This window comes from Paenibacillus naphthalenovorans, assembly GCF_001465255.1.
GTDB classification, from domain to species: Bacteria; Bacillota; Bacilli; order Paenibacillales; family NBRC-103111; genus Paenibacillus_G; species Paenibacillus_G naphthalenovorans.
In genome coordinates, this window is sequence record NZ_CP013652.1 from 1,009,406 (window position 1) to 1,028,432 (window position 19,027).

Here is a 19,027-nt window from a genome sequence, read left to right on the forward strand (position 1 = left end):
GTGGGACTTTGGAAAAGTTGGTTATCGAAGGCGGGAAACCTCTATCGGGAGCCATCAGAATTCACGGCGCAAAGAACGCTGCACTGCCCATACTTGCGGCAAGCATCATGGCAAAAGGTACAATAATGATTCAAAATGTGCCCGATTTGTCCGATATCCATGTTATGTTGGGTATTTTGCGTGCCCTCGGCTGTCAAGCCGAGCTTAAGGGCGATGCTGTCATTGTGAACACACATGGCGTTCATCAGTTTCACATTCCCGAGAGCCTGATGAGCCAGATGAGGTCTTCTATTTTCCTTATGGGTCCGATGCTGTCCCGTCTGGGGAAAGTGGAGCTTTATCAACCCGGAGGCTGTGCCATCGGAGAACGAAAGATCGATTTGCATTTGCAGGGATTGGCTGCCATGGGGGCAAGCATTGAGGAGAGCGGCAACAAAATCGTTTGCACGGTCGATGAGCTTGAGGGCGCGGAGATCGTGCTCGATTATCCGAGCGTAGGGGCTACGGAGAACATTATGATGGCCGCCGTGACGGCTCGTGGAATGACCACGATCACCAATGCGGCCAGAGAGCCCGAAATCCAGGATCTGCAAAATTTTTTGAATGCCATGGGCGCCAAAATTATCGGCGCAGGTACCGATACGATTACGATTGAAGGCGTTCGCGAATTGATTCCTTGTTCTTATCGGATTATCCCTGACCGGATCGTAACCGGAACGCTGATGATTGCCGCTGCGGTTACAAAAGGCAACGTCACGTTGGAGAGGGTAAATCCCTCTCATCTGACCTCCGCGATTCACGTATTGAAGAGGGCAGGTGTTCAAATCACGATTAACGGTGATATAATGAACATATGTGCCAAAGCCCGGCCCAAAGCCGTAGGGTGGGTCGTCACTTCTCCTTATCCTTCATTCCCGACGGATCTGCAGTCGCAAATTATGGTACTGTTGAGCTTGGCGGACGGCGCCAGCATTATAAAAGAAACCGTGTTTGAGGGCAGATTCAAGCATGTCGATGAGCTTTCGCGCATGGGTGCGGATATTCGGGTGGATCTGAATGCGGCGTTTATCCGCGGGGTGTCGAGGTTGTACGGGGCCACGGTAGAGGCAACCGATCTGCGTGCGGGCGCCGCACTGGTCATTGCAGGCCTTGCCGCCCAAGGAACGACGATCATCGAGCAGATTCACCATATCGATCGCGGATATGAGCATATCGAGCACATGCTGAGCGCTTTGGGCGCCAGTATTGAACGGATTACTCCCGTTAGGGCGGAGTAGCTATATTCATCCATATGACCATAACCGTTGAAATATCCCTTTTCCCCTGCGGGAAGGGAATTCAGCGGTTTACATATTATTCCTGAGCTCGGGAGGATTTCCATGACTTCAGAAGACAGGCTTCCGGTCATCAAAAAACCTGCACCGAGAAACCGCAGCAGCAAAAGGCTGCTTCTGTTTCTTTTCGTTTTCTTCATTACGCTGCTTCTCGTGCTGTTCTTTCAATCATCGCTGAGCCAGATTACGGAAATCGAAGTTCAAGGGCAAGAGCTTGTGTCTGCGGAAGACGTCAAGGCAGCCGCCGCGGTAAAGCCGGGGGACCATTTTTTCTCTGTCTCTTCCAGCGGGATTGCAGAGAAGGTCAAAGCCTTAAGAATGATAGAATCCGTGCAGGTGTCCAAGCATTTTCCCGGGCGGATTTTGATCGAAATAAAGGAATACCCGAGGGTGGCCTATCAAATCGGTGAGGACGGCCGCATCGAAGCGCTGCTTGCGGATGCCAGCGTGGTTCCGGTGACGCTTCAGGGATTTGTGCCGGACAAGCCGTTGTTAACGGGCTGGGGCAAGGATGATCCGCTCAAGACCCAGCTTTGCCTAACGATGTCCAAGCTGTCCGCTGCTTATTTTGCCGACGTATCGGAAATCAAGCCTGACCCGAGCTCATCGTATCCGGACAAAATTAAGATGTATACCCGCTCGCAATTCGAAGTTCAGACCACGATAGGATATCTGCCGGAAAAAATCATACATTTAAACACGTATATTGCTAATTTAAAAGAAAATAACCAGTCAGGCGGAGTATTGAGGTTATTGGAAGCCGATTCCCACACGCCTTTACCGTTCGAACAGGGCAGAAAAGAGGGAGACGCCAATACCCGGCTTCAAGCCAATAATTGAAAAATCCGGCTACTCAACCTTACAAAAAAATGATAGAATTGTAATTATGGTATATTTTATGCGCTTATTCCGAAAAAAATTGCGAGAAAAAGAGGAAACGAACGAGCTGTGTGGAATAACTACAGGAGGTTTGCTGGCCAAGGCTCGTTTACATTACATATCACAGGAGGTGCCACAGGTTGAGCAGCAATGACATCATTGTTAGTTTGGACATCGGTACATCCAAAGTTCGTGCTATTATTGGGGAAGTCGTTAACGGCACCATTAATATAATTGGAGTTGGATCTGCCGACTCGCAGGGAATCCGCAAGGGAGCAATCGTTGATATCGACCAAACGGTGCAATCGATTCGAAGTGCGGTGGATCATGCGGAGCGGATGGTGGGCATTCAAATAGCGGAAGTGTATGTTGGTATTTCCGGCAATCATATCTCTTTGCAGTCCAGTCATGGCGTCGTGGCCGTGTCAAATGAAGACCGTGAAATCGGGGATGATGACATAGAACGTGTCATTCAAGCCGCCAGGGTCATTCCTTTGGCTCCCGAGAGGGAAATTATCGGTGTTGTCCCCAATCAATACGTGGTGGATGGCACGGATCAAATTCATGATCCCAGAAGCATGATCGGCGTAAGGCTGGAAGTGGAAGCGACGATTATAACCGGCACCAAAACAGCCATTCATAATTTGCTCCGCGTTGTTGAGAAGTCCGGTCTGAAGGTAGCCGGCTTGGTGCTTTTGTCGCTGGCCGCAGGCCATCTGGCTTTGTCCAAGGATGAGAAGGCGATTGGCACCGCATTGGTGGATATCGGCGCGGGAGCAACCACCATTGCTGTGTTTAATGAAAACAATTTGGTTGCGACAACCACGCTTCCGATCGGCGGCGAGTATATTACCAATGACATTGCATACGGGCTCAGGACGCAAGCGGATATCGCCGAGAAAATCAAGCAGAAATTTGGATGCGCCATGGTGGAACATGCGGCTGATGATCAAGTGTTCAAGGTGAACCGTCTCGGCAGCAATGTGGACAAGGAGTACTCACAGGTCGATTTGGCGAATATTATCGAACCGCGCGTACAGGAAATATTTCATTTGATAAAGATGGAAGTGCTAAGGCTGGGATTCAGTGATTTGCCGGGCGGGTATGTATTGTCCGGCGGGACCGTTTCTTTGCCCGGGGTGCTGGCTGTCGCGCAATTGGAGCTGGCATCGTCTGTCCGAATCGCCGTTCCGGATTATATCGGCGTTCGGGATCCCGCATTTACAAGCGGAGTAGGAATTATTCAATACGCATCCAAATATTTGCGCGGCTCCAAACAAAACACCGGCGTGAAAAAGCTGGTCAGCAAAAAGACGTCTTCCGGTCAAGAGCAAAAGCCATCGGCCATGGAACGGTTTAAAAACTGGTTAAGCGAATTTATATGATCGAAAAAGCTTGCACGATGAAAGCCTAATGAGGGGGAAGACGCTAGTATGTTTGAATTTGACATGGACATGGACCAGTTAGCGAAAATAAAAGTCATTGGCGTCGGCGGCGGCGGCAGTAATGCCGTCAACCGAATGATCGACAACGGAGTGAGGGGCGTCGAGTTTATTACCGTCAATACGGACGCTCAGGCTCTGCATCTTGCCAAATCGGAGCAAAGGCTGCAGATCGGGGATAAGCTGACGCGCGGTCTCGGAGCGGGAGCGAATCCCGAGGTTGGCAAGAAAGCGGCGGAGGAATCGCGCGAACTGATTTTGAACGCCCTGAAGGGTTCCGATATGGTGTTTGTTACAGCCGGAATGGGCGGCGGCACGGGAACCGGCGCAGCGCCGGTCATTGCCGAAATCGCTAAAGAATGCGGCGCTTTAACCGTAGGTGTCGTTACCAGACCCTTTACGTTTGAAGGGCGCAAACGGCACATACAGGCGGAACAGGGGATCGCGGCCTTGAAAGAAAAGGTCGATACGCTGATCGTTATTCCGAATGACCGTCTGCTTGAAATTGTCGATAAGAAGACTCCGATGCTGGAAGCGTTCCGCGAAGCGGATAACGTGCTCCGTCAAGGGGTTCAAGGGATCTCCGACTTGATCGCAGTTCCCGGTCTGATTAACCTGGACTTTGCTGACGTGAAGACGATCATGACGGAGCGCGGCTCCGCGTTGATGGGGATCGGCGTGGCCACGGGCGAGAACCGTGCGGCTGAAGCGGCAAAGAAAGCAATCTGTTCCCCGCTGCTGGAGACCTCCATTGACGGCGCGCGCGGCGTGCTGATGAACATTACCGGCGGGATCAACCTGTCGCTGTATGAAGTGAATGAAGCGGCCGATATCGTAGCGTCCGCTTCCGATATGGAGGTCAACATGATTTTTGGCGCCGTCATCGATGAATCCCTGAAGGATGAGATTATGGTAACGGTGATTGCCACCGGCTTCGAGGACAAGCCTGCGGCAAATCCCGGCGCAAGAAAGCCTGCAGGAACGGGCAACGTTCAACAGGAACAGTCGGATTCCCGATTGGGTAATCTTCGGCCTTTCGGAGGACAACCCTCCGGAGATCAGTTGGATATTCCCGCTTTCCTGCGTAATCGCAACCGGGGCGGTTTTGACAAGTAAATTCAATATTTCAGGTACTAACGAGCAGTCGCCTCTGCATAAGAGGCGGCTTTTTTATTCCAGCGTGACTACACCTATCTCTTGCTTTCTCTTGGCGAACTTTTCATACCCTTCCGCTATACGACAAAAAAAGTCACCCGCTATCGGCATGTTTAGACAGACTTTGGAATAGGATTGCTATATACTTGTCTCATTCGCGACGGAGAAGGGGCAGATGGCAGGAGGTTACGGGAAATGATCGTGTATATCGATGTCATTTTCCTGTTTAACGTGTTGATTGACGGCATTTTGCTATGGACGACAGCCTGGTCGCGCAAGCTCAGCTTTCGCTGGTGGAGACTCGCGCTTTCCGCGGCGATCGGCGGCAGCTACGCCATCCTGCTGTTTTTCCCGCCGTTATCGTTCTTATACACGTTTGCGGTCAAGTTTGTGTTGTCCTTGCTGATGCTGCTCACGGCATTCGGATTTGGAGGATTACAGCATTTTGTCAGAAATCTCGGAGCCTTTTACCTTATTAATTTTGCTGCGGCCGGCGGGGTTGTCGGGTGTGTGTACTTTTGGCAATCGTCGGGCGAATTTGTGCAAGGGATTTTGATCAGCCGTGATCTCAAGGTGACGCTCCCGCTGCTGCTGTTTTCGATCCCTTTTACCGTATGGATTTATCGACAGGTGACGCAGGCGCTCAGGCGGAAGCAGGAGCTGGCGGCGTTTACAGTGAAAGTGGATGTACATATCGACGATTATGCTTCCAGCTGTACCGGACTGATTGATACGGGAAATCAGCTGTACGACCCCTTAACCAAGACGCCTGTAATGGTGATGGAGGCCGCACAATGGGGAGAGCACTTGCCGGAAACGTGGATGGCCAAAATCCGGCGTGCGGAAGTCGATCAATTGGTTTCGTTGATCGGAACGGAGCCTTTTATATGGCAGGATCGGCTTCGGCTGGTCCCTTATCGGGGGGTGAACCGCAGTACGCAATTTATGCTGGCGATCAAACCGGATCGGGTCGTCATCACAACTGAAGGCAAACAGATCGAGGCGACGAAGGTTTTGATCGGTCTGGACGGCGGGAGGCTCAGCTCAGACAATGCCTATCAAGCCATCATTCATCCTGCGCTTATGGAAATCGACCGGCCTTGATTTTCAGGAACGGTCGTCCCGGTTCTCGCCCGGTCCGCATAAATCAACTGTACCGATTAGGTGGCCATATCGCTCGGAAACACCAGACGAATGCACAGATGAGCGGGACGGCCAACCTGAGAAGACATTCAGGGTAGGAGGAAGGTTTAATATGTTAGTCAAGTGGAAGCTGATGATGCAGATCGCGTATTTCCGTCTTTTGCTGCTGCTGGGGTTAAAGGGAGAAGAAATATACTACATCGGAGGAAGCGAAGCGCTTCCGCCCCCGCTTACCCGCGAAGAGGAAGAATATTTGCTGGAGAAGCTTCCGTCCGGTGATGCGGCCATACGAGGGATGCTGATTGAACGAAATCTCCGGCTCGTGGTTTACATCGCACGCAAATTTGAGAATACCGGGATTAACATTGAAGACCTCGTATCGATCGGTGCGATTGGTTTGATTAAGGCCGTAAATACGTTCGACCCGGAAAAAAAGATTAAATTGGCCACCTATGCATCCCGCTGTATCGAGAATGAAATTTTAATGTACCTGCGCCGCAACAGCAAGATCCGTACGGAGGTATCGTTCGACGAGCCTTTGAATATCGATTGGGATGGCAATGAACTGCTGCTGTCCGATGTGCTTGGAACCGAGAACGATACGATCTACCGCAATATCGAGGAGCAGGTAGACCGTAAGCTGCTGCATAAAGCGCTCGATAAGCTGTCGGAACGGGAGCGGATCATCATGGAGCTGCGTTTTGGTTTGCAGGACGGCCAGGAAAAGACACAAAAGGATGTAGCGGATATGCTGGGCATTTCACAGTCCTATATTTCCCGTTTGGAAAAACGCATTATTAAGCGGCTGCGCAAAGAATTCAACAAAATGGTGTAAACTGGTAAAAATTTTTTTTCGTTTTCCGTGAAAGCGAAATCTTCCTTGCGGGATATGACTTTGGTCGATTTGTGTTCCCCGCAGGCGCGTCGGGAGGTCGTAGGCTTGCGCATAAAAATGCGTCCCCAGGAGATAATTAACAGTAATGTTTCTCCTTGGGAGGTAATCGCGGTGACCCGAAACAAAGTCGAAATATGCGGCGTCGATACGGCTAAGCTTCCGGTTTTGACCAATGCGGAAATGCGTGAACTTTTCGTTCAGCTGCAAACGAATCATGAACGATCTGCAAGAGAGAAATTAGTCAACGGCAACCTCAGGCTGGTGCTGAGTGTGATTCAGCGCTTCAATAACCGCGGGGAATTTGTCGACGATCTGTTTCAAGTAGGATGTATTGGACTGATGAAGGCGATTGATAATTTTGATTTGAGCCAAAATGTGAAGTTTTCAACGTATGCGGTACCGATGATTATCGGTGAAATTCGCCGTTATTTACGGGACAACAACCCGATTCGAGTTTCCCGGTCCTTGCGTGACATCGCTTATAAAGCGCTGCAGGTAAGGGATCAGCTTACGAATCAAAATTCGCGCGAACCGACGATATATGAAATTTCCGAGGTGCTGAACGTACCGAAGGAGGATGTGGTATTCGCGCTTGATGCTATTCAGGATCCGGTATCGTTGTTCGAACCGATCTACCATGACGGCGGCGATCCGATCTATGTCATGGACCAAATCAGCGATGACCGCAATAAAGACGTTTCCTGGATCGAAGGCATCGCGCTTCGGGAGGCGCTGCACAAGCTCAATGACCGTGAGAAGATGATATTGTCCATGCGTTTTTTCGACGGGAAGACCCAGATGGAGGTGGCCGACGAGATCGGCATTTCTCAGGCGCAAGTATCGCGGCTGGAGAAGTCGGCGATCTCGCAAATGCAAAAGCACGTTAAAAACTAAAATGACTTTCGATCGAAAATCCGACCTGCCCCGATGAAGGGAACGGTCTTTTTTTGTGCCGGTAAGGTATTTTGCAGAGGTTTCTCATATATATAGTAAAAAAGGCTGGTTCAAATAACCAAGTCTTCACGGTGGTGGATAACAGCATGAAAATATCCGACCTTCAAATGAAGGATGTCATCAATATTGTAGACGGCAAAAAGCTGGGGCAGATCAGCGACCTGGAGCTCGATTTGTGGCATGGCCGGATTGATGCCGTCGTGGTGCCGAACGGAACGCGTTTTTTCGGCCTGCTTAGCGGCGGCGGGGATGTGATCATACCGTGGGAAAACATTGTGAAGATCGGAATGGATGTCGTACTGGTCAAGCTGGAGGATATTCCAAGCTACCGCCGGCATGACGAGACGAATTTTGCTTATGAATATTATCGGCAGCACCGCGATTAAACGGAACCGGATCATGGAGTCTTAGGAAACTGGTTTGAAGGATTCCTGTCCCGGCTGACAGCAGAACAGGATGCTCTTTTTTTCCGTTTCGTGTATACTTGTTAATATTCTGACAGCAGGGGGATGGATGTTGATGCAAACGTCGGAGCCTTTCGTACTTGACAAGGCCGATAATGGTTGCGGACTGCTGCTGCTTACCGGTTTTATGCGCTTAAATCCCAGGCTGACCGCCGGATTTACGACACGGATCGGCGGAGTCAGCCGGGGGGATTATGACAGCTTGAATTGCGGGCTCCATGTGGCGGATGCTCCGGAGGATGTGGTGGAGAACCGCAGACGGCTGGCCGGAGCGCTTGCCGTGCCTTTTGAGTCCTGTACCTACGCAGAGCAGGTTCACGGCAAAGAGGTCCAAGTGGTAACGAGGCGGCAGCGTGGAGCGGGCCATGATTCCAGAGAAGGAGCGCTGCAGGACAAAGACGGCTTTATCACCAACGAGCCGGGAGTTTACCTGCATGCACTTTTTGCCGATTGTGTGCCGCTGTACTTTTATGATCCGGTACATAAGGCTGTAGGATTGGCTCATGCGGGCTGGAAAGGGACGGCGCTGGAGATTGCCAAGGCCGTTACTGAGGCGATGAGCGCCGCATATGGCACAAAGCCCCGCGAGCTGAAGGCGGCCATCGGGCCTTCCATTGGCATGTGCTGCTATGAAGTGGACGATGCAGTCATTGTGCGGATGGACAAAGTGATCGGAGAGCCGGGGCTGAGGTACAAAGATGAAGCCATAGGGGAAGTCCCTCCGCTGTATACCCGAAAACCGAACGGAAAATATAATTTAAACTTGCAACAAATAAACCGACAAATTATGATAAAAGCAGGAATTTTGCCATCAAATATCGAAATAAGTGGTTTATGCACAAGCTGTCGGCTCGATCTGTTTTACTCGCACCGCAAGAATGGCGGGTCAACGGGCCGCATGGCCGCATGGATCGGTTTGCGGGAATAAGCCGGTTTGAGGATCTTCCCATTCGGGGCTTTTGAACTCACGCTTGACGCAAGCCGGGAGGTAGGTGAATCTTTACAATGACATTGGAATTGCAAGCTCGCTTAAACGAGGTAAAAGGAAAGATTGCTGCGGCGTGCACGCGGGCGGGAAGAGATCCGCAAGAGGTGAGGATCATCGCCGTCACCAAGTACGTGTCGCTGGCTGCAACGGGGCAGGTTCTGCAGCAAGGGCTGACCGATATCGGAGAAAACCGCTGGCAGGATGCTGCGGCCAAATGGGAAGCTTTCGGCGATCGGGGGACCTGGCATTTCATAGGCCATCTGCAAACGAATAAAGTCAAGGATGTTGTCGGCCGGTTCGCCTACATTCATTCATTGGACAGGCTGTCGCTTGCCAAAGAAATAGAAAAGAAAGCGGCTTCCCTGGGAATGGAGATGCCGTGCTTCATCCAGCTTAACGTCTCCGGGGAAGAAACCAAATACGGTCTGGAGCCGGAAGCGCTGTTCGACTTCGTCAAAGAAATTCGCGAATATCGCCATATCCGAATTGCAGGTTTAATGACAATGGCGCCTTATGAGACGGAGCCGGAGCAAACCCGTCCCGTATTCCGGGGGTTAAGAGAGTGGCGCGATCGACTGAATCGGGAAGCATTGCTCGATTACGAAGTCGGTCACCTATCGATGGGGATGTCCAACGACTTTGAAGTCGCGGTTGAAGAAGGGGCGACTTGGGTGCGTCTCGGTTCTATTCTGGTGGGAAAAGAGTGAGACTGTAAGAAACACGAAGGAGGAGTGGACATGGGCGTCATGAACAAATTCATGAATTTAATCGGTTTGCAGGAAGAAGAAGAAGTAGTGGAGCGCGAACGTATCGTAGAACAGCATGAAGAAGTTGAAACCCCGGCGCAGGATACACGTAAACATAAGGGGAACGTTGTGAGCATTCACTCGCAAAAAAATGTCCGGGTCGTGCTGAACGAGCCGCGCACCTATGAAGAGACGCAGGAAATTGCCGATCATTTGCGCTACCGGCGTCCGGTGGTGGTCAATTTGCATCGCGTTCGTCCGGACCAGGCGACCCGGATCGTCGATTTTTTGAGCGGAACCGTGTACGCACTGAGCGGCTCGATATCGAAAATTGGCCCCAACATCTTTTTGTGTACTCCGGATACCGTAGAAATTCACGGTTCGATCTCGGAAACCATGAATCATGACGAAGGATAGCCCCCACTAAACAAAACGAGGTGAACAGCTTGATTGAGGGTTACATACGCACTCTGGTCGATATCTACCAATACGTACTCATCGCCTATGTTCTGCTCTCCTGGCTGCCGAATGCGCGGGAAAGCTTTATCGGAGAATTTCTGGGAAAGCTGTGCGAGCCGTATTTGAGCATCTTCCGCCGCTTTATTCCGCCCATTGGCGGGATGATCGATATTTCTCCGATCGTGGCGCTGATTGCACTCCGGTTCGTTGGCGAAGGGATTGTCGCGATCGTGTCCGCTATTTTTTAAGTCATCGGGCGGAACGGTGCATGGAGTCGAAGGAGATTTTGACGAATGAATGAACATATTTATGCCCACTTCCATCCGGATGAACACCGGTTTGTGGACAAAGCGGCCGAATGGGTGGAGCGGGCGGAGCAGCACGCTGTCAAACTTACCGATTTTTTGGACCCGCGCCAGGCATTTATCGTTACGTCGCTGGTGAACCGGAGTGCAGATGTTCACGTGCGCTTTGACGGAGGCCATCCCGGCGCCGAGCGCAAACGGGCATTCATCGCTCCGGATTACCGCGTATTGGACGACGAAGACATGGGCATTCGCCTGATCGGAGTGACTTCGCCCGACGAGAAGCTGCAGCAGCTCGATCACGGGGACTATATGGGAGCGATCTTAGGGCTTGGCATCAAGCGCGATAAGGTGGGCGACATCTATGTCCGACCGGACGGCTGCCATTTTCTCGCCGCCGCCGAGGTCGCCGATTATATCCGGCTGAACCTGAACGCTGTCCATCGTGTGCATGTGCAAACCGAGCTGCTGCCTTTGGACCGTCTTATCAGCACAGAGGTCAAGCTGGACGAGATGAGCCTGTCGGTCGCTTCACTGCGCCTGGACGGTATTGTCAGTGATGTATACCGGTTGAGTCGCGCCAAAGTGCTGATCCCGATTAAAGCGGGGCGGTGCAAGGTTAACTGGAAGCAGGTGGAAGATCCGAGCAAGCCGCTAAAACAAGGGGATGTCGTATCTCTTCAGGGCTTCGGACGCTTCAAGCTGCTTGAGGTCGAGGGTGTGACCAAAAAGGGGAGGTACCGCGTGAAAATCGGCAAGTATGCTTAAGCCGATTTTTTTTTGTTTGCGATTGCAGGAAATTGCAGTCAATTGTCGAATATAGCAATACGTGATTAGGTTGGTTGCTAAATTTGCAGGAGGTGCAACAATGGCTTTAACCCCGCTCGACATACATAATAAGGAATTCAAACGGTCATTTCGCGGTTATGATGAGGATGAAGTCAATGAGTTTTTGGATCAGGTGATCAAGGATTATGAAGTGTTAATCCGTGAAAATAAAGAATTGCAGAATCAGCTGAACGCGATTCAAGAACGGCTGGATCATTTTTCCAACATTGAAGAAACGTTAAGCAAGACCATCATCGTCGCGCAGGAAGCGGCCGATGAAGTCAAGACGAATGCGAAGAAGGAAGCGCAGCTGATCCTTAAGGAAGCGGAGAAGAATGCAGACCGCATCATCAACGAAGCCCTCTCGAAGACACGCAAAATCGCCATGGAAACCGAAGAGCTGAAGAAACAGGCTTCGATTTATCGCACGCGTTTCCGCACGCTGATTGAGGCGCAGCTGGAACTGCTCAGCAAAGAAGACTGGACTTCTCTGGAACGCATGGAAGTAGAGCAGCCATAAAGCAAAACCAGTGACATATACGGCTGCACCCGGGTTCATGCCTGTTTTTGACCGGAGCTGCACTCGGATGTTGACGCCGCCGCTGATTTCCGCTATACTCCACTCTATAAGTGAACATGAGTGAAAGCGATGATTGGGACGAGTACTTGGCGTCAAGCTGATGTCAGCGAACCGGGGGTTGGTGCGAGCCCGGACTTTGGCGGCGAAGGAATATCACCCATGAGCATCTCTTGAACCGATTAGAAGTAAAGAGCATCGGCTGATCCCGTTATCGATCATGGAGCGAAGACGCTTCGGTGAAAGGGCAGGTTGGCTTGAATGGTCAAGCGATCGCCCTGTATTCGTTTGTGTCTTAATTTGGGTGGTACCGCGAGACTTCTCGTCCCTAAGGGATAAGAAGTCTTTTTTGCGTTTATATCAAGTAAGGAGTGAATGGTGCAATGGCAATGGATTATGGCAAAACATTGAACCTGCTGCAGACCGATTTTCCGATGCGCGGAAATCTGCCGCAGGCCGAACCGAAGATGCAGCAGCGCTGGGAAGAAATGGACATTTATCGTATGGTTCAGGAGAGCCGTAAAGGCAAACCGAAGTTTATACTGCACGACGGCCCGCCGTATGCGAACGGCGATATTCATATAGGTCATGCGTTAAACAAGATCATCAAGGATATTATCGTCCGCTTCAAAACGATGCAGGGCTATGACGCTCCTTACGTGCCCGGCTGGGATACGCATGGGCTGCCGATCGAGCAGGCGATTGCCAACAGCGGCAAGGTTGACCGGAAGAAGATGAGCGTGCCCGAATTCCGGGACTACTGTAAAGCGTATGCCTTGGAATGGGTTGAAAAGCAAAAGGCCCAGTTCAAGCGTCTTTCGATCCGCGGGGATTGGAACAACCCTTACATCACGCTTCAGCCGAAGTATGAGGCGCAGCAAATCCGCGTTTTCGGCGGAATGGTGAATAAAGGCTATATCTATAAAGGGTTGAAGCCGGTCTATTGGTCTCCGTCGTCCGAAAGCGCCCTGGCGGAAGCTGAAATCGAGTACAAAGACAAAACGTCCACTTCGATCTATGTTGCTTTTGAAGTGAAGGACGGTAAGGGCAAGCTTCCGGAGGATGCGTCCATCGTCATCTGGACCACAACGCCATGGACACTTCCCGCTAACCTGGGGATCAGCCTTCACCCGGATTTCGATTATACTCTGGTGGAAACCGGCGGCAAAAAATATGTGCTGGCCCAAGGACTTCTGGAAGCTGTCTCCAAGGAAATCGGCTGGACCGATGTTAAGGTATTGTCCACCCTAAAGGGAAGCGAGCTGGAATATGTACTCTGCAAGCATCCGTTTTATGACCGTACTTCACTTGTGATGGTTGGCGAGCACGTAACGCTAGATGCCGGTACCGGATGTGTGCACACGGCGCCGGGCCACGGCGAGGACGACTTTGTGATCGGGCAAAAATACAACCTCGGCGTGCTTTGTCCTGTAGATGATCAGGGGCATTTTACTTCGGAGGCCCCGGGCTTTGAAGGGCTGTTTTATGAAAAAGGAAATAAGATCATCACGGAGAGGCTGCAGGAATCCGGGCATCTGCTTCATATGACCACGATCCAGCACCAATATCCGCACGATTGGCGGACGAAAAAACCGGTGATTTTCCGTGCTACGGAACAGTGGTTTGCGTCTGTCGACGGATTCCGCCAGGCCATGCTGGATGAAATCAAAAGACTCAAATGGACGCCGGAGTGGGGGGAAACCCGCCTGCATAACATGATTGCCGACCGTGGAGACTGGTGTATTTCACGGCAGCGCGCCTGGGGCGTTCCGATCCCGATTTTCTACTGCCGGAGCTGCAGCGAGCCCCTGGTCAGCGAAGCGACGATTGAGCATGTGGCATTGATTTTTGAACGGGAAGGCTCCAATGCCTGGTTCTTGAAGGATGAGAAACAGCTGCTTCCGGACGGGACCGTATGTCCGAAATGCGGGCACGATCATTTCCGCAAGGAAACCGACATTATGGATGTCTGGTTCGATTCCGGTTCAAGCCATTCCGCTGTACTGGAAACGCGCGAAGAGCTGCAGTGGCCTGCGGATCTGTACCTGGAAGGCTCGGACCAATACCGCGGCTGGTTCAACTCTTCGTTGATTACCTCGGTGGCGGTCAAGGGCTCTGCACCATACAAAGGAATTTTGAGCCATGGCTTTACGCTGGATGGAGAAGGCCGCAAAATGTCCAAATCGCTGGGCAACACGGTAGATCCGAACCAGGTATCGAATAAGCTGGGCGCCGACATTTTGCGTTTGTGGGTATCGTCTACGGATTACCAGTCGGACGTGCGCATCTCGGATAACATCCTGAACCAAATTTCCGAAGGATACCGCAAAATCCGTAATACGCTCCGGTTCTTGCTCGGGAATCTATATGATTTCAACCCGGCGACAGACCGGGTAAGCGTGGATCAAATGAACGAGCTGGACCGTTATGCGCTGGTGCGATTGCACCGGATGGCAGAACGTGTCATCGAAGCATACGACAACTATGAATTCCATGTGGTCTATCAGGCTGTGCACCATTTCTGCGCGGTGGAGATGAGCGCTTTCTATCTCGATATTCTGAAGGATCGTCTGTATGCGAGCGCGCCGAAGGATCCGCAAAGAAGAGCGGCACAAACCGTATTATATGATGCCCTCACGGCAATAACTAAATTGATCGCACCGATTTTGCCGCATACGGCCGATGAGGTTTGGAACTATATCCCCGGAATAGAGCTGCCCAGCGTACAAATCGCAGAGCTTCCGCAGGTGGACAGAAGCTTGTTTGACGGCCAGCTGGAAGAGAAGTGGGAGAAGTTCACGGAACTGCGCGACGACGTGCTGAAGTCGCTTGAGGAGGCCCGTAAGGCTAAGCTGATTGGAAATTCGCTCAGCGCGGCGGTTCATTTGTACCCGGATCAGGAGACGCAGCAGTTTTTGAGCGGCTTCGACCGGCTGGATCTGCTGTTTATCGTATCGGCCGTACATGTACATGAGGCCGGCGCTGCGATTCCGGAGGACGCTCATGCCTATAAAGGCATGTCGGTGAGCATTTCCGTAGCGGAAGGCGAGAAGTGCGAACGCTGCTGGATCGTCACGCCGGAAGTAGGCCATCATGATACGCATCCTTCGCTTTGCAAACGTTGTGCCGAAGTTTTGGAGTCAGGTGTAGAAGCGTAAAACAGATCAACGAGCTGATCCGAGGGAATCAAACCCAAGGATAAGCTCGTTATTTCTAGGACTTATCCTCGTCCTCCAGGGTTCGATCCGGCTCAAGCAGCCCATAGCCTTCACCGCTTCGCATATAATCTTTATAAGCTTTATTGCGAACAACAGTGACATGCTGACCGTACATGTCGGTGGCCAAAAAGCTTTCGAACGGTTCCACATAGCCGACGGCTTCATCGGCCTCGATTTCCATTTCGTTATAGCTGTCCGCTTCATTCGGGTTTTCGGCCATGGCCGGAGAGTTAGATGAGCCCCAGCTTTCTAAAATTTGCCAGGCGTCCTCGCCGTCGAATGAATTCTGTTTGGAAAGCTCGTCAAGGCTGGTGCGTCCGAAAGGCGGAGCCAGCAGCTCCTCCTCTGCCGGACGACGGTCGGACGCGTGCGGATCCGGTACGTGATCGACGCAGTAAGCTGCTGTCGGGACCGCCTGCAGACGTTCGAACGGAATCGGCGCGCCGCATGTTCGGCATACCCCGTAAGTGCCGTCCTGAATACGTTGAAGCGCCTCTTTGATGTCGGACAGATGACGCTCGGCGTTCTCGAGCAGCGCAATGTCTTTGCCGCGTTCGAACATCTCGGTGCCCAAATCGGCGGGATGGTTGTCATTGGTGGACAGATCACCGGTTTGGACACGCATCTCGTCGCCCAAACCGAAATGTTCGCCGTCTTGCAAATGCTCTTCGAGCCAATGCTTCTCTTCACGCAGCGTGTTCGTCAATTCCTGAAGCTGCTGCGCTGTAAGCGAATGGGATGGTACGGGTCCGCTCGTCATTGAGTAGCCTCCTTTTTACACAATCGCAAGTAACGTTATTTTTCACGGTTCCGGCTGTTCTTAGGCAAGGGAATCGTTGTTAGCACGGAAACGGATAAAGGAGCTGGTACGTTGAAATATTACATCTACGCATTGATCGTGCTGCTACTGGATCAGGCAACCAAATGGATCATTGTCAGCCAAATGGCGCTGGGAGAAGTTCGTTCAGTCATCGGCGAGTTTTTTCAGATCACGTCACATCGGAACCGCGGCGCCGCCTTTGGCATTTTGCAGGATCAGCGCTGTTTTTTTATTGTGATCACGATCGGTGTTGCCGTAGGAGTGATCTGGTACCTGCAAAAAACGGTAAAGGAAGGCAAAAAGCTGCTCCCGTTTGCTTTGAGCCTGCTGCTTGGCGGCGCACTTGGCAATTTTATCGATCGGGCGTTATTCGGTGAAGTGGTTGACTTTTTGATGTTCCGGTTTCAATTTAACTGGTTCGGTACTCCTGTAGATTATACTTATCCGATTTTTAATGTGGCCGATATGGCCATTGTCATCGGCGTTGTACTGATTTTCGTAGATTCGTTCATCAGCTGGCGTCAGGAAAGCAAACAAAATGCACAAAGCAATACGGAAGGCGGAGATGCGTAAATCATGAGCATAGGGGAAGAACGTGAATCCTCGGACAACCGGTTTGAATGGATTGCCGAGCCTGAAGAAGCGGGAGAAAGAATTGATAAGTTCCTGACGGAAGTATTGGAGGAAGAAGTATCCCGTACACAGGTGCAGCAGTGGGTCAAAGACGGACATGTCACCGTCAATGGAAAGACCGTGAAGCCCAATTATAAATTGTCGGATGGAGATACCGTTGTGCTGATGATGCCGGAGCCTGAGGAGCTGGAGTTGGCGCCGGAGGCCATCCCGATTGAGGTCGTCTACGAAGATTCCGATGTGATTGTGGTCAATAAGCCGCGCGGGATGGTTGTGCACCCGGCACCGGGACATCCGGGAGGGACGCTGGTGAATGCGCTGCTCTACCACTGCAAGGATTTGTCTGGTATTAACGGCATCATGCGTCCGGGGATCGTTCATCGCATCGATAAAGATACGTCGGGGCTGTTGATGGCGGCCAAGAATGATCTGGCCCACAATAGTCTTGCCGAGCAGCTGAAGGCTCATACGGTGAACCGCAAATACTTGGCGCTTGTTCATGGGAACGTGCCCCATGATAATGGTACGGTGGATGCTCCGATCGGCCGCGATCCGAAGGATCGCAAGTTGTACACGGTTACGGAACGGAACAGCAAGCATGCGGTCACTCATTTTGCCGTCATCGAACGTTTCAAGGATTACACCCTGCTCGAGCTGAAGCTGGAAACGGGGAGGACACACCAGATTCGGGTACATATGAAATTTATCGGCCACCCGCTGGTGGGCGATCCGGTTTACGGCCCGTCGAAAAGCAGGGGAGTCCATATGGAAGGCCAGGCGCTTCATGCCGCTGTGCTTGGTTTCGAGCATCCGCGGACGGGAGAATCACTGCAGTTTGAAGCTCCGATGCCGGAGGATATGGTGAACGTACTCGAAGTATTAAAAACAAGGTAGAGGAAGAGAAACGGACATGGAGCATTTAGAGCGTCTAGTTAATCCGAGAGTCAAGGACATTCAAATATCCGGCATCCGCAAAATATCCAATCTGGTGGCGACCTATAAGGATGCGATCACACTCACGATCGGCCAGCCCGATTTTCCGACGCCGGAGCATATTTTGCGGTCTGCCGAGCAAGCTATTGCAGACCACCGGACCACTTATACCCCTAATCCGGGTATTCTGGAGCTGAGACAGGCAGCCAGCGCTTTTATCGAGAAAAAGTACGGGTTAACGTACGGTGCGGCGAATGAAGTCATTATAACTACGGGCGCAAGTCAAGCGCTCGATATTACGCTGCGTACGATTCTGGACGAAGGCAGCGAGGTGATTCTGCCCGGACCGATTTATCCGGGATATGAGCCATTGGTTCGCCTGTGCGGGGGCGTTCCCGTATACGTGGATACACGGGCCAACGGCTTCAAGCTGACGGCGGAGCTGCTGGAGCCGCATATCACCGGGAAGACGAGATGCATCATCTTGTGCTATCCGTCCAATCCTACAGGTCGCGTCCTGTCGGAAACGGAGCTGTCGGAGATGGCGCGGCTGCTTGCGCAGCGGGATATTTTCGTCATATCCGATGAAATCTACAGCGAGCTGATTTACGACGCGCCTCATCGGTCGATTGCCGCTTTGCCGGGCATGCGGGACAAAACGATCGTGATCAACGGATTGTCCAAATCGCATTCGATGACCGGCTGGCGGATCGGCTTCACGCTGGCGCCCGCTTATTTGTCGCAGCACATGGTCAAAGTGCATCAATATAATGTCACCTGCGCCAGTTCGATCAGCCAGTATGCCGCGGTAGAGGCGTTGACCTCGGGAATGGACGATGCGCAGCCGATGAAAGAAGAATACCGGAAGCGGCGCGATTATGTGTATGACCGGCTGATTGGCATGGGGTTTGAGCTGGACAGACCGGAGGGAGCTTTTTATTTATTTCCTTCCATCGAGCGGTTCGGGTTGTCATCCATGGACTTCACAATGAAGCTGCTGGAAGAGCAGCGAGTGGCTGTTGTACCCGGCGATGCCTTTTCCATTTATGGCGAAGGATATGTCCGTATTTCCTATGCATACAGCATGGAAGTATTGGAGCAGGGGATGGAACGGCTGGAAAAGTTCGTTAAGCAGCAAGGCAGTTAAAAATGAACATCATTTAACAATGTTGATAAGAAGCCCCGCGATACACTGAAAGAGTGTTGTGGCGGGGTATTTTTTGATATAATTGAAGATGATAATCATTTTCATAA

19 protein-coding genes and 1 other annotated feature are annotated in these 19,027 nt (G+C 51.6%); of the genes, 18 read left to right on the forward strand and 1 reads right to left on the reverse strand.

The window, feature by feature from the left end:
- Positions 1 to 8 precede the first annotated feature (8 nt).
- The 15 genes from murA (at position 9) to ileS (ending at position 15,327) form a co-directional block, all read left to right on the forward strand.
- The gene (murA, locus tag IJ22_RS04825; protein WP_062407654.1) at positions 9 to 1,277 is read left to right on the forward strand and encodes a UDP-N-acetylglucosamine 1-carboxyvinyltransferase; all 1,269 of its coding nucleotides are present in this window, start codon (positions 9 to 11) and stop codon (positions 1,275 to 1,277) included.
- A 102-nt stretch (positions 1,278 to 1,379) separates the two neighbouring features.
- Positions 1,380 to 2,174, forward strand: a complete 795-nt coding sequence (locus tag IJ22_RS04830; RefSeq protein WP_062407656.1) for a cell division protein FtsQ/DivIB — start codon at positions 1,380 to 1,382, stop codon at positions 2,172 to 2,174.
- 179 nt (positions 2,175 to 2,353) lie between these two features.
- Positions 2,354 to 3,598 (forward strand): cell division protein FtsA, encoded by a 1,245-nt coding sequence (gene ftsA / locus IJ22_RS04835; protein WP_062407658.1) that lies wholly within the window; start codon positions 2,354 to 2,356, stop codon positions 3,596 to 3,598.
- 48 nt (positions 3,599 to 3,646) lie between these two features.
- Positions 3,647 to 4,771, forward strand: coding sequence for a cell division protein FtsZ (gene ftsZ / locus IJ22_RS04840; RefSeq protein WP_062407660.1), 1,125 nt, complete (start codon positions 3,647 to 3,649; stop codon positions 4,769 to 4,771).
- 234 nt (positions 4,772 to 5,005) lie between these two features.
- A complete protein-coding gene (gene spoIIGA / locus IJ22_RS04845) occupies positions 5,006 to 5,914 on the forward strand; it encodes a sigma-E processing peptidase SpoIIGA (RefSeq protein ID WP_054818074.1) in 909 nt (302 codons plus the stop codon).
- Between the two features lie 151 nt (positions 5,915 to 6,065).
- Positions 6,066 to 6,788: an RNA polymerase sporulation sigma factor SigE gene (gene sigE / locus IJ22_RS04850; protein WP_062407662.1), complete on the forward strand. Its 723-nt coding sequence runs from the start codon at positions 6,066 to 6,068 to the stop codon at positions 6,786 to 6,788.
- Between the two features lie 171 nt (positions 6,789 to 6,959).
- Positions 6,960 to 7,742 (forward strand): RNA polymerase sporulation sigma factor SigG, encoded by a 783-nt coding sequence (gene sigG, locus IJ22_RS04855; RefSeq protein WP_054818100.1) that lies wholly within the window; start codon positions 6,960 to 6,962, stop codon positions 7,740 to 7,742.
- Between the two features lie 146 nt (positions 7,743 to 7,888).
- Positions 7,889 to 8,188, forward strand: a complete 300-nt coding sequence (locus tag IJ22_RS04860) for a YlmC/YmxH family sporulation protein (RefSeq protein WP_062407664.1) — start codon at positions 7,889 to 7,891, stop codon at positions 8,186 to 8,188.
- A gap of 133 nt (positions 8,189 to 8,321) precedes the next feature.
- Complete coding sequence (gene pgeF / locus IJ22_RS04865) at positions 8,322 to 9,194, forward strand: peptidoglycan editing factor PgeF (RefSeq protein ID WP_062407666.1); 873 nt, start codon at positions 8,322 to 8,324, stop codon at positions 9,192 to 9,194.
- A gap of 83 nt (positions 9,195 to 9,277) precedes the next feature.
- Positions 9,278 to 9,961: a YggS family pyridoxal phosphate-dependent enzyme gene (locus IJ22_RS04870; protein ID WP_171005934.1), complete on the forward strand. Its 684-nt coding sequence runs from the start codon at positions 9,278 to 9,280 to the stop codon at positions 9,959 to 9,961.
- 30 nt (positions 9,962 to 9,991) lie between these two features.
- Positions 9,992 to 10,417: a cell division protein SepF gene (locus IJ22_RS04875; protein ID WP_062407670.1), complete on the forward strand. Its 426-nt coding sequence runs from the start codon at positions 9,992 to 9,994 to the stop codon at positions 10,415 to 10,417.
- A gap of 20 nt (positions 10,418 to 10,437) precedes the next feature.
- On the forward strand, positions 10,438 to 10,707 hold the full coding sequence (locus tag IJ22_RS04880; protein ID WP_062407672.1) for a YggT family protein: 270 nt from the start codon (positions 10,438 to 10,440) through the stop codon (positions 10,705 to 10,707).
- Positions 10,708 to 10,752: 45 nt separating this feature from the next.
- On the forward strand, positions 10,753 to 11,532 hold the full coding sequence (locus tag IJ22_RS04885; protein WP_062407674.1) for a YlmH family RNA-binding protein: 780 nt from the start codon (positions 10,753 to 10,755) through the stop codon (positions 11,530 to 11,532).
- Positions 11,533 to 11,632: 100 nt separating this feature from the next.
- Positions 11,633 to 12,112: a DivIVA domain-containing protein gene (locus tag IJ22_RS04890; RefSeq protein ID WP_062407675.1), complete on the forward strand. Its 480-nt coding sequence runs from the start codon at positions 11,633 to 11,635 to the stop codon at positions 12,110 to 12,112.
- A gap of 120 nt (positions 12,113 to 12,232) precedes the next feature.
- Positions 12,233 to 12,502 (forward strand) — a binding site (T-box leader).
- A gap of 56 nt (positions 12,503 to 12,558) precedes the next feature.
- Entirely contained in the window at positions 12,559 to 15,327 is a 2,769-nt protein-coding gene (ileS, locus tag IJ22_RS04895) for an isoleucine--tRNA ligase (RefSeq protein ID WP_062410863.1), read from the forward strand.
- 55 nt (positions 15,328 to 15,382) lie between these two features.
- Here ileS and IJ22_RS04900 read toward each other — a convergent pair whose 3' ends face one another.
- Positions 15,383 to 16,147: a TraR/DksA C4-type zinc finger protein gene (locus IJ22_RS04900; RefSeq protein WP_062407677.1), complete on the reverse strand. Its 765-nt coding sequence runs from the start codon at positions 16,145 to 16,147 to the stop codon at positions 15,383 to 15,385.
- A 111-nt stretch (positions 16,148 to 16,258) separates the two neighbouring features.
- Here IJ22_RS04900 and lspA point away from each other — a divergent pair, with 111 nt between their 5' ends.
- The 3 genes from lspA to IJ22_RS04915 are packed head-to-tail and all read left to right on the forward strand — an operon-like array spanning position 16,259 to position 18,920.
- Positions 16,259 to 16,780, forward strand: coding sequence for a signal peptidase II (gene lspA / locus IJ22_RS04905; protein ID WP_062407679.1), 522 nt, complete (start codon positions 16,259 to 16,261; stop codon positions 16,778 to 16,780).
- Between the two features lie 3 nt (positions 16,781 to 16,783).
- Positions 16,784 to 17,734, forward strand: coding sequence for an RluA family pseudouridine synthase (locus IJ22_RS04910; protein WP_062407681.1), 951 nt, complete (start codon positions 16,784 to 16,786; stop codon positions 17,732 to 17,734).
- A 16-nt stretch (positions 17,735 to 17,750) separates the two neighbouring features.
- Positions 17,751 to 18,920 carry an aminotransferase A gene (locus IJ22_RS04915; RefSeq protein WP_062407683.1) on the forward strand — a complete coding sequence of 390 codons (1,170 nt, stop codon included), beginning with the start codon at positions 17,751 to 17,753 and terminating at the stop codon, positions 18,918 to 18,920.
- The last annotated feature ends 107 nt before the right edge of the window (positions 18,921 to 19,027 follow it).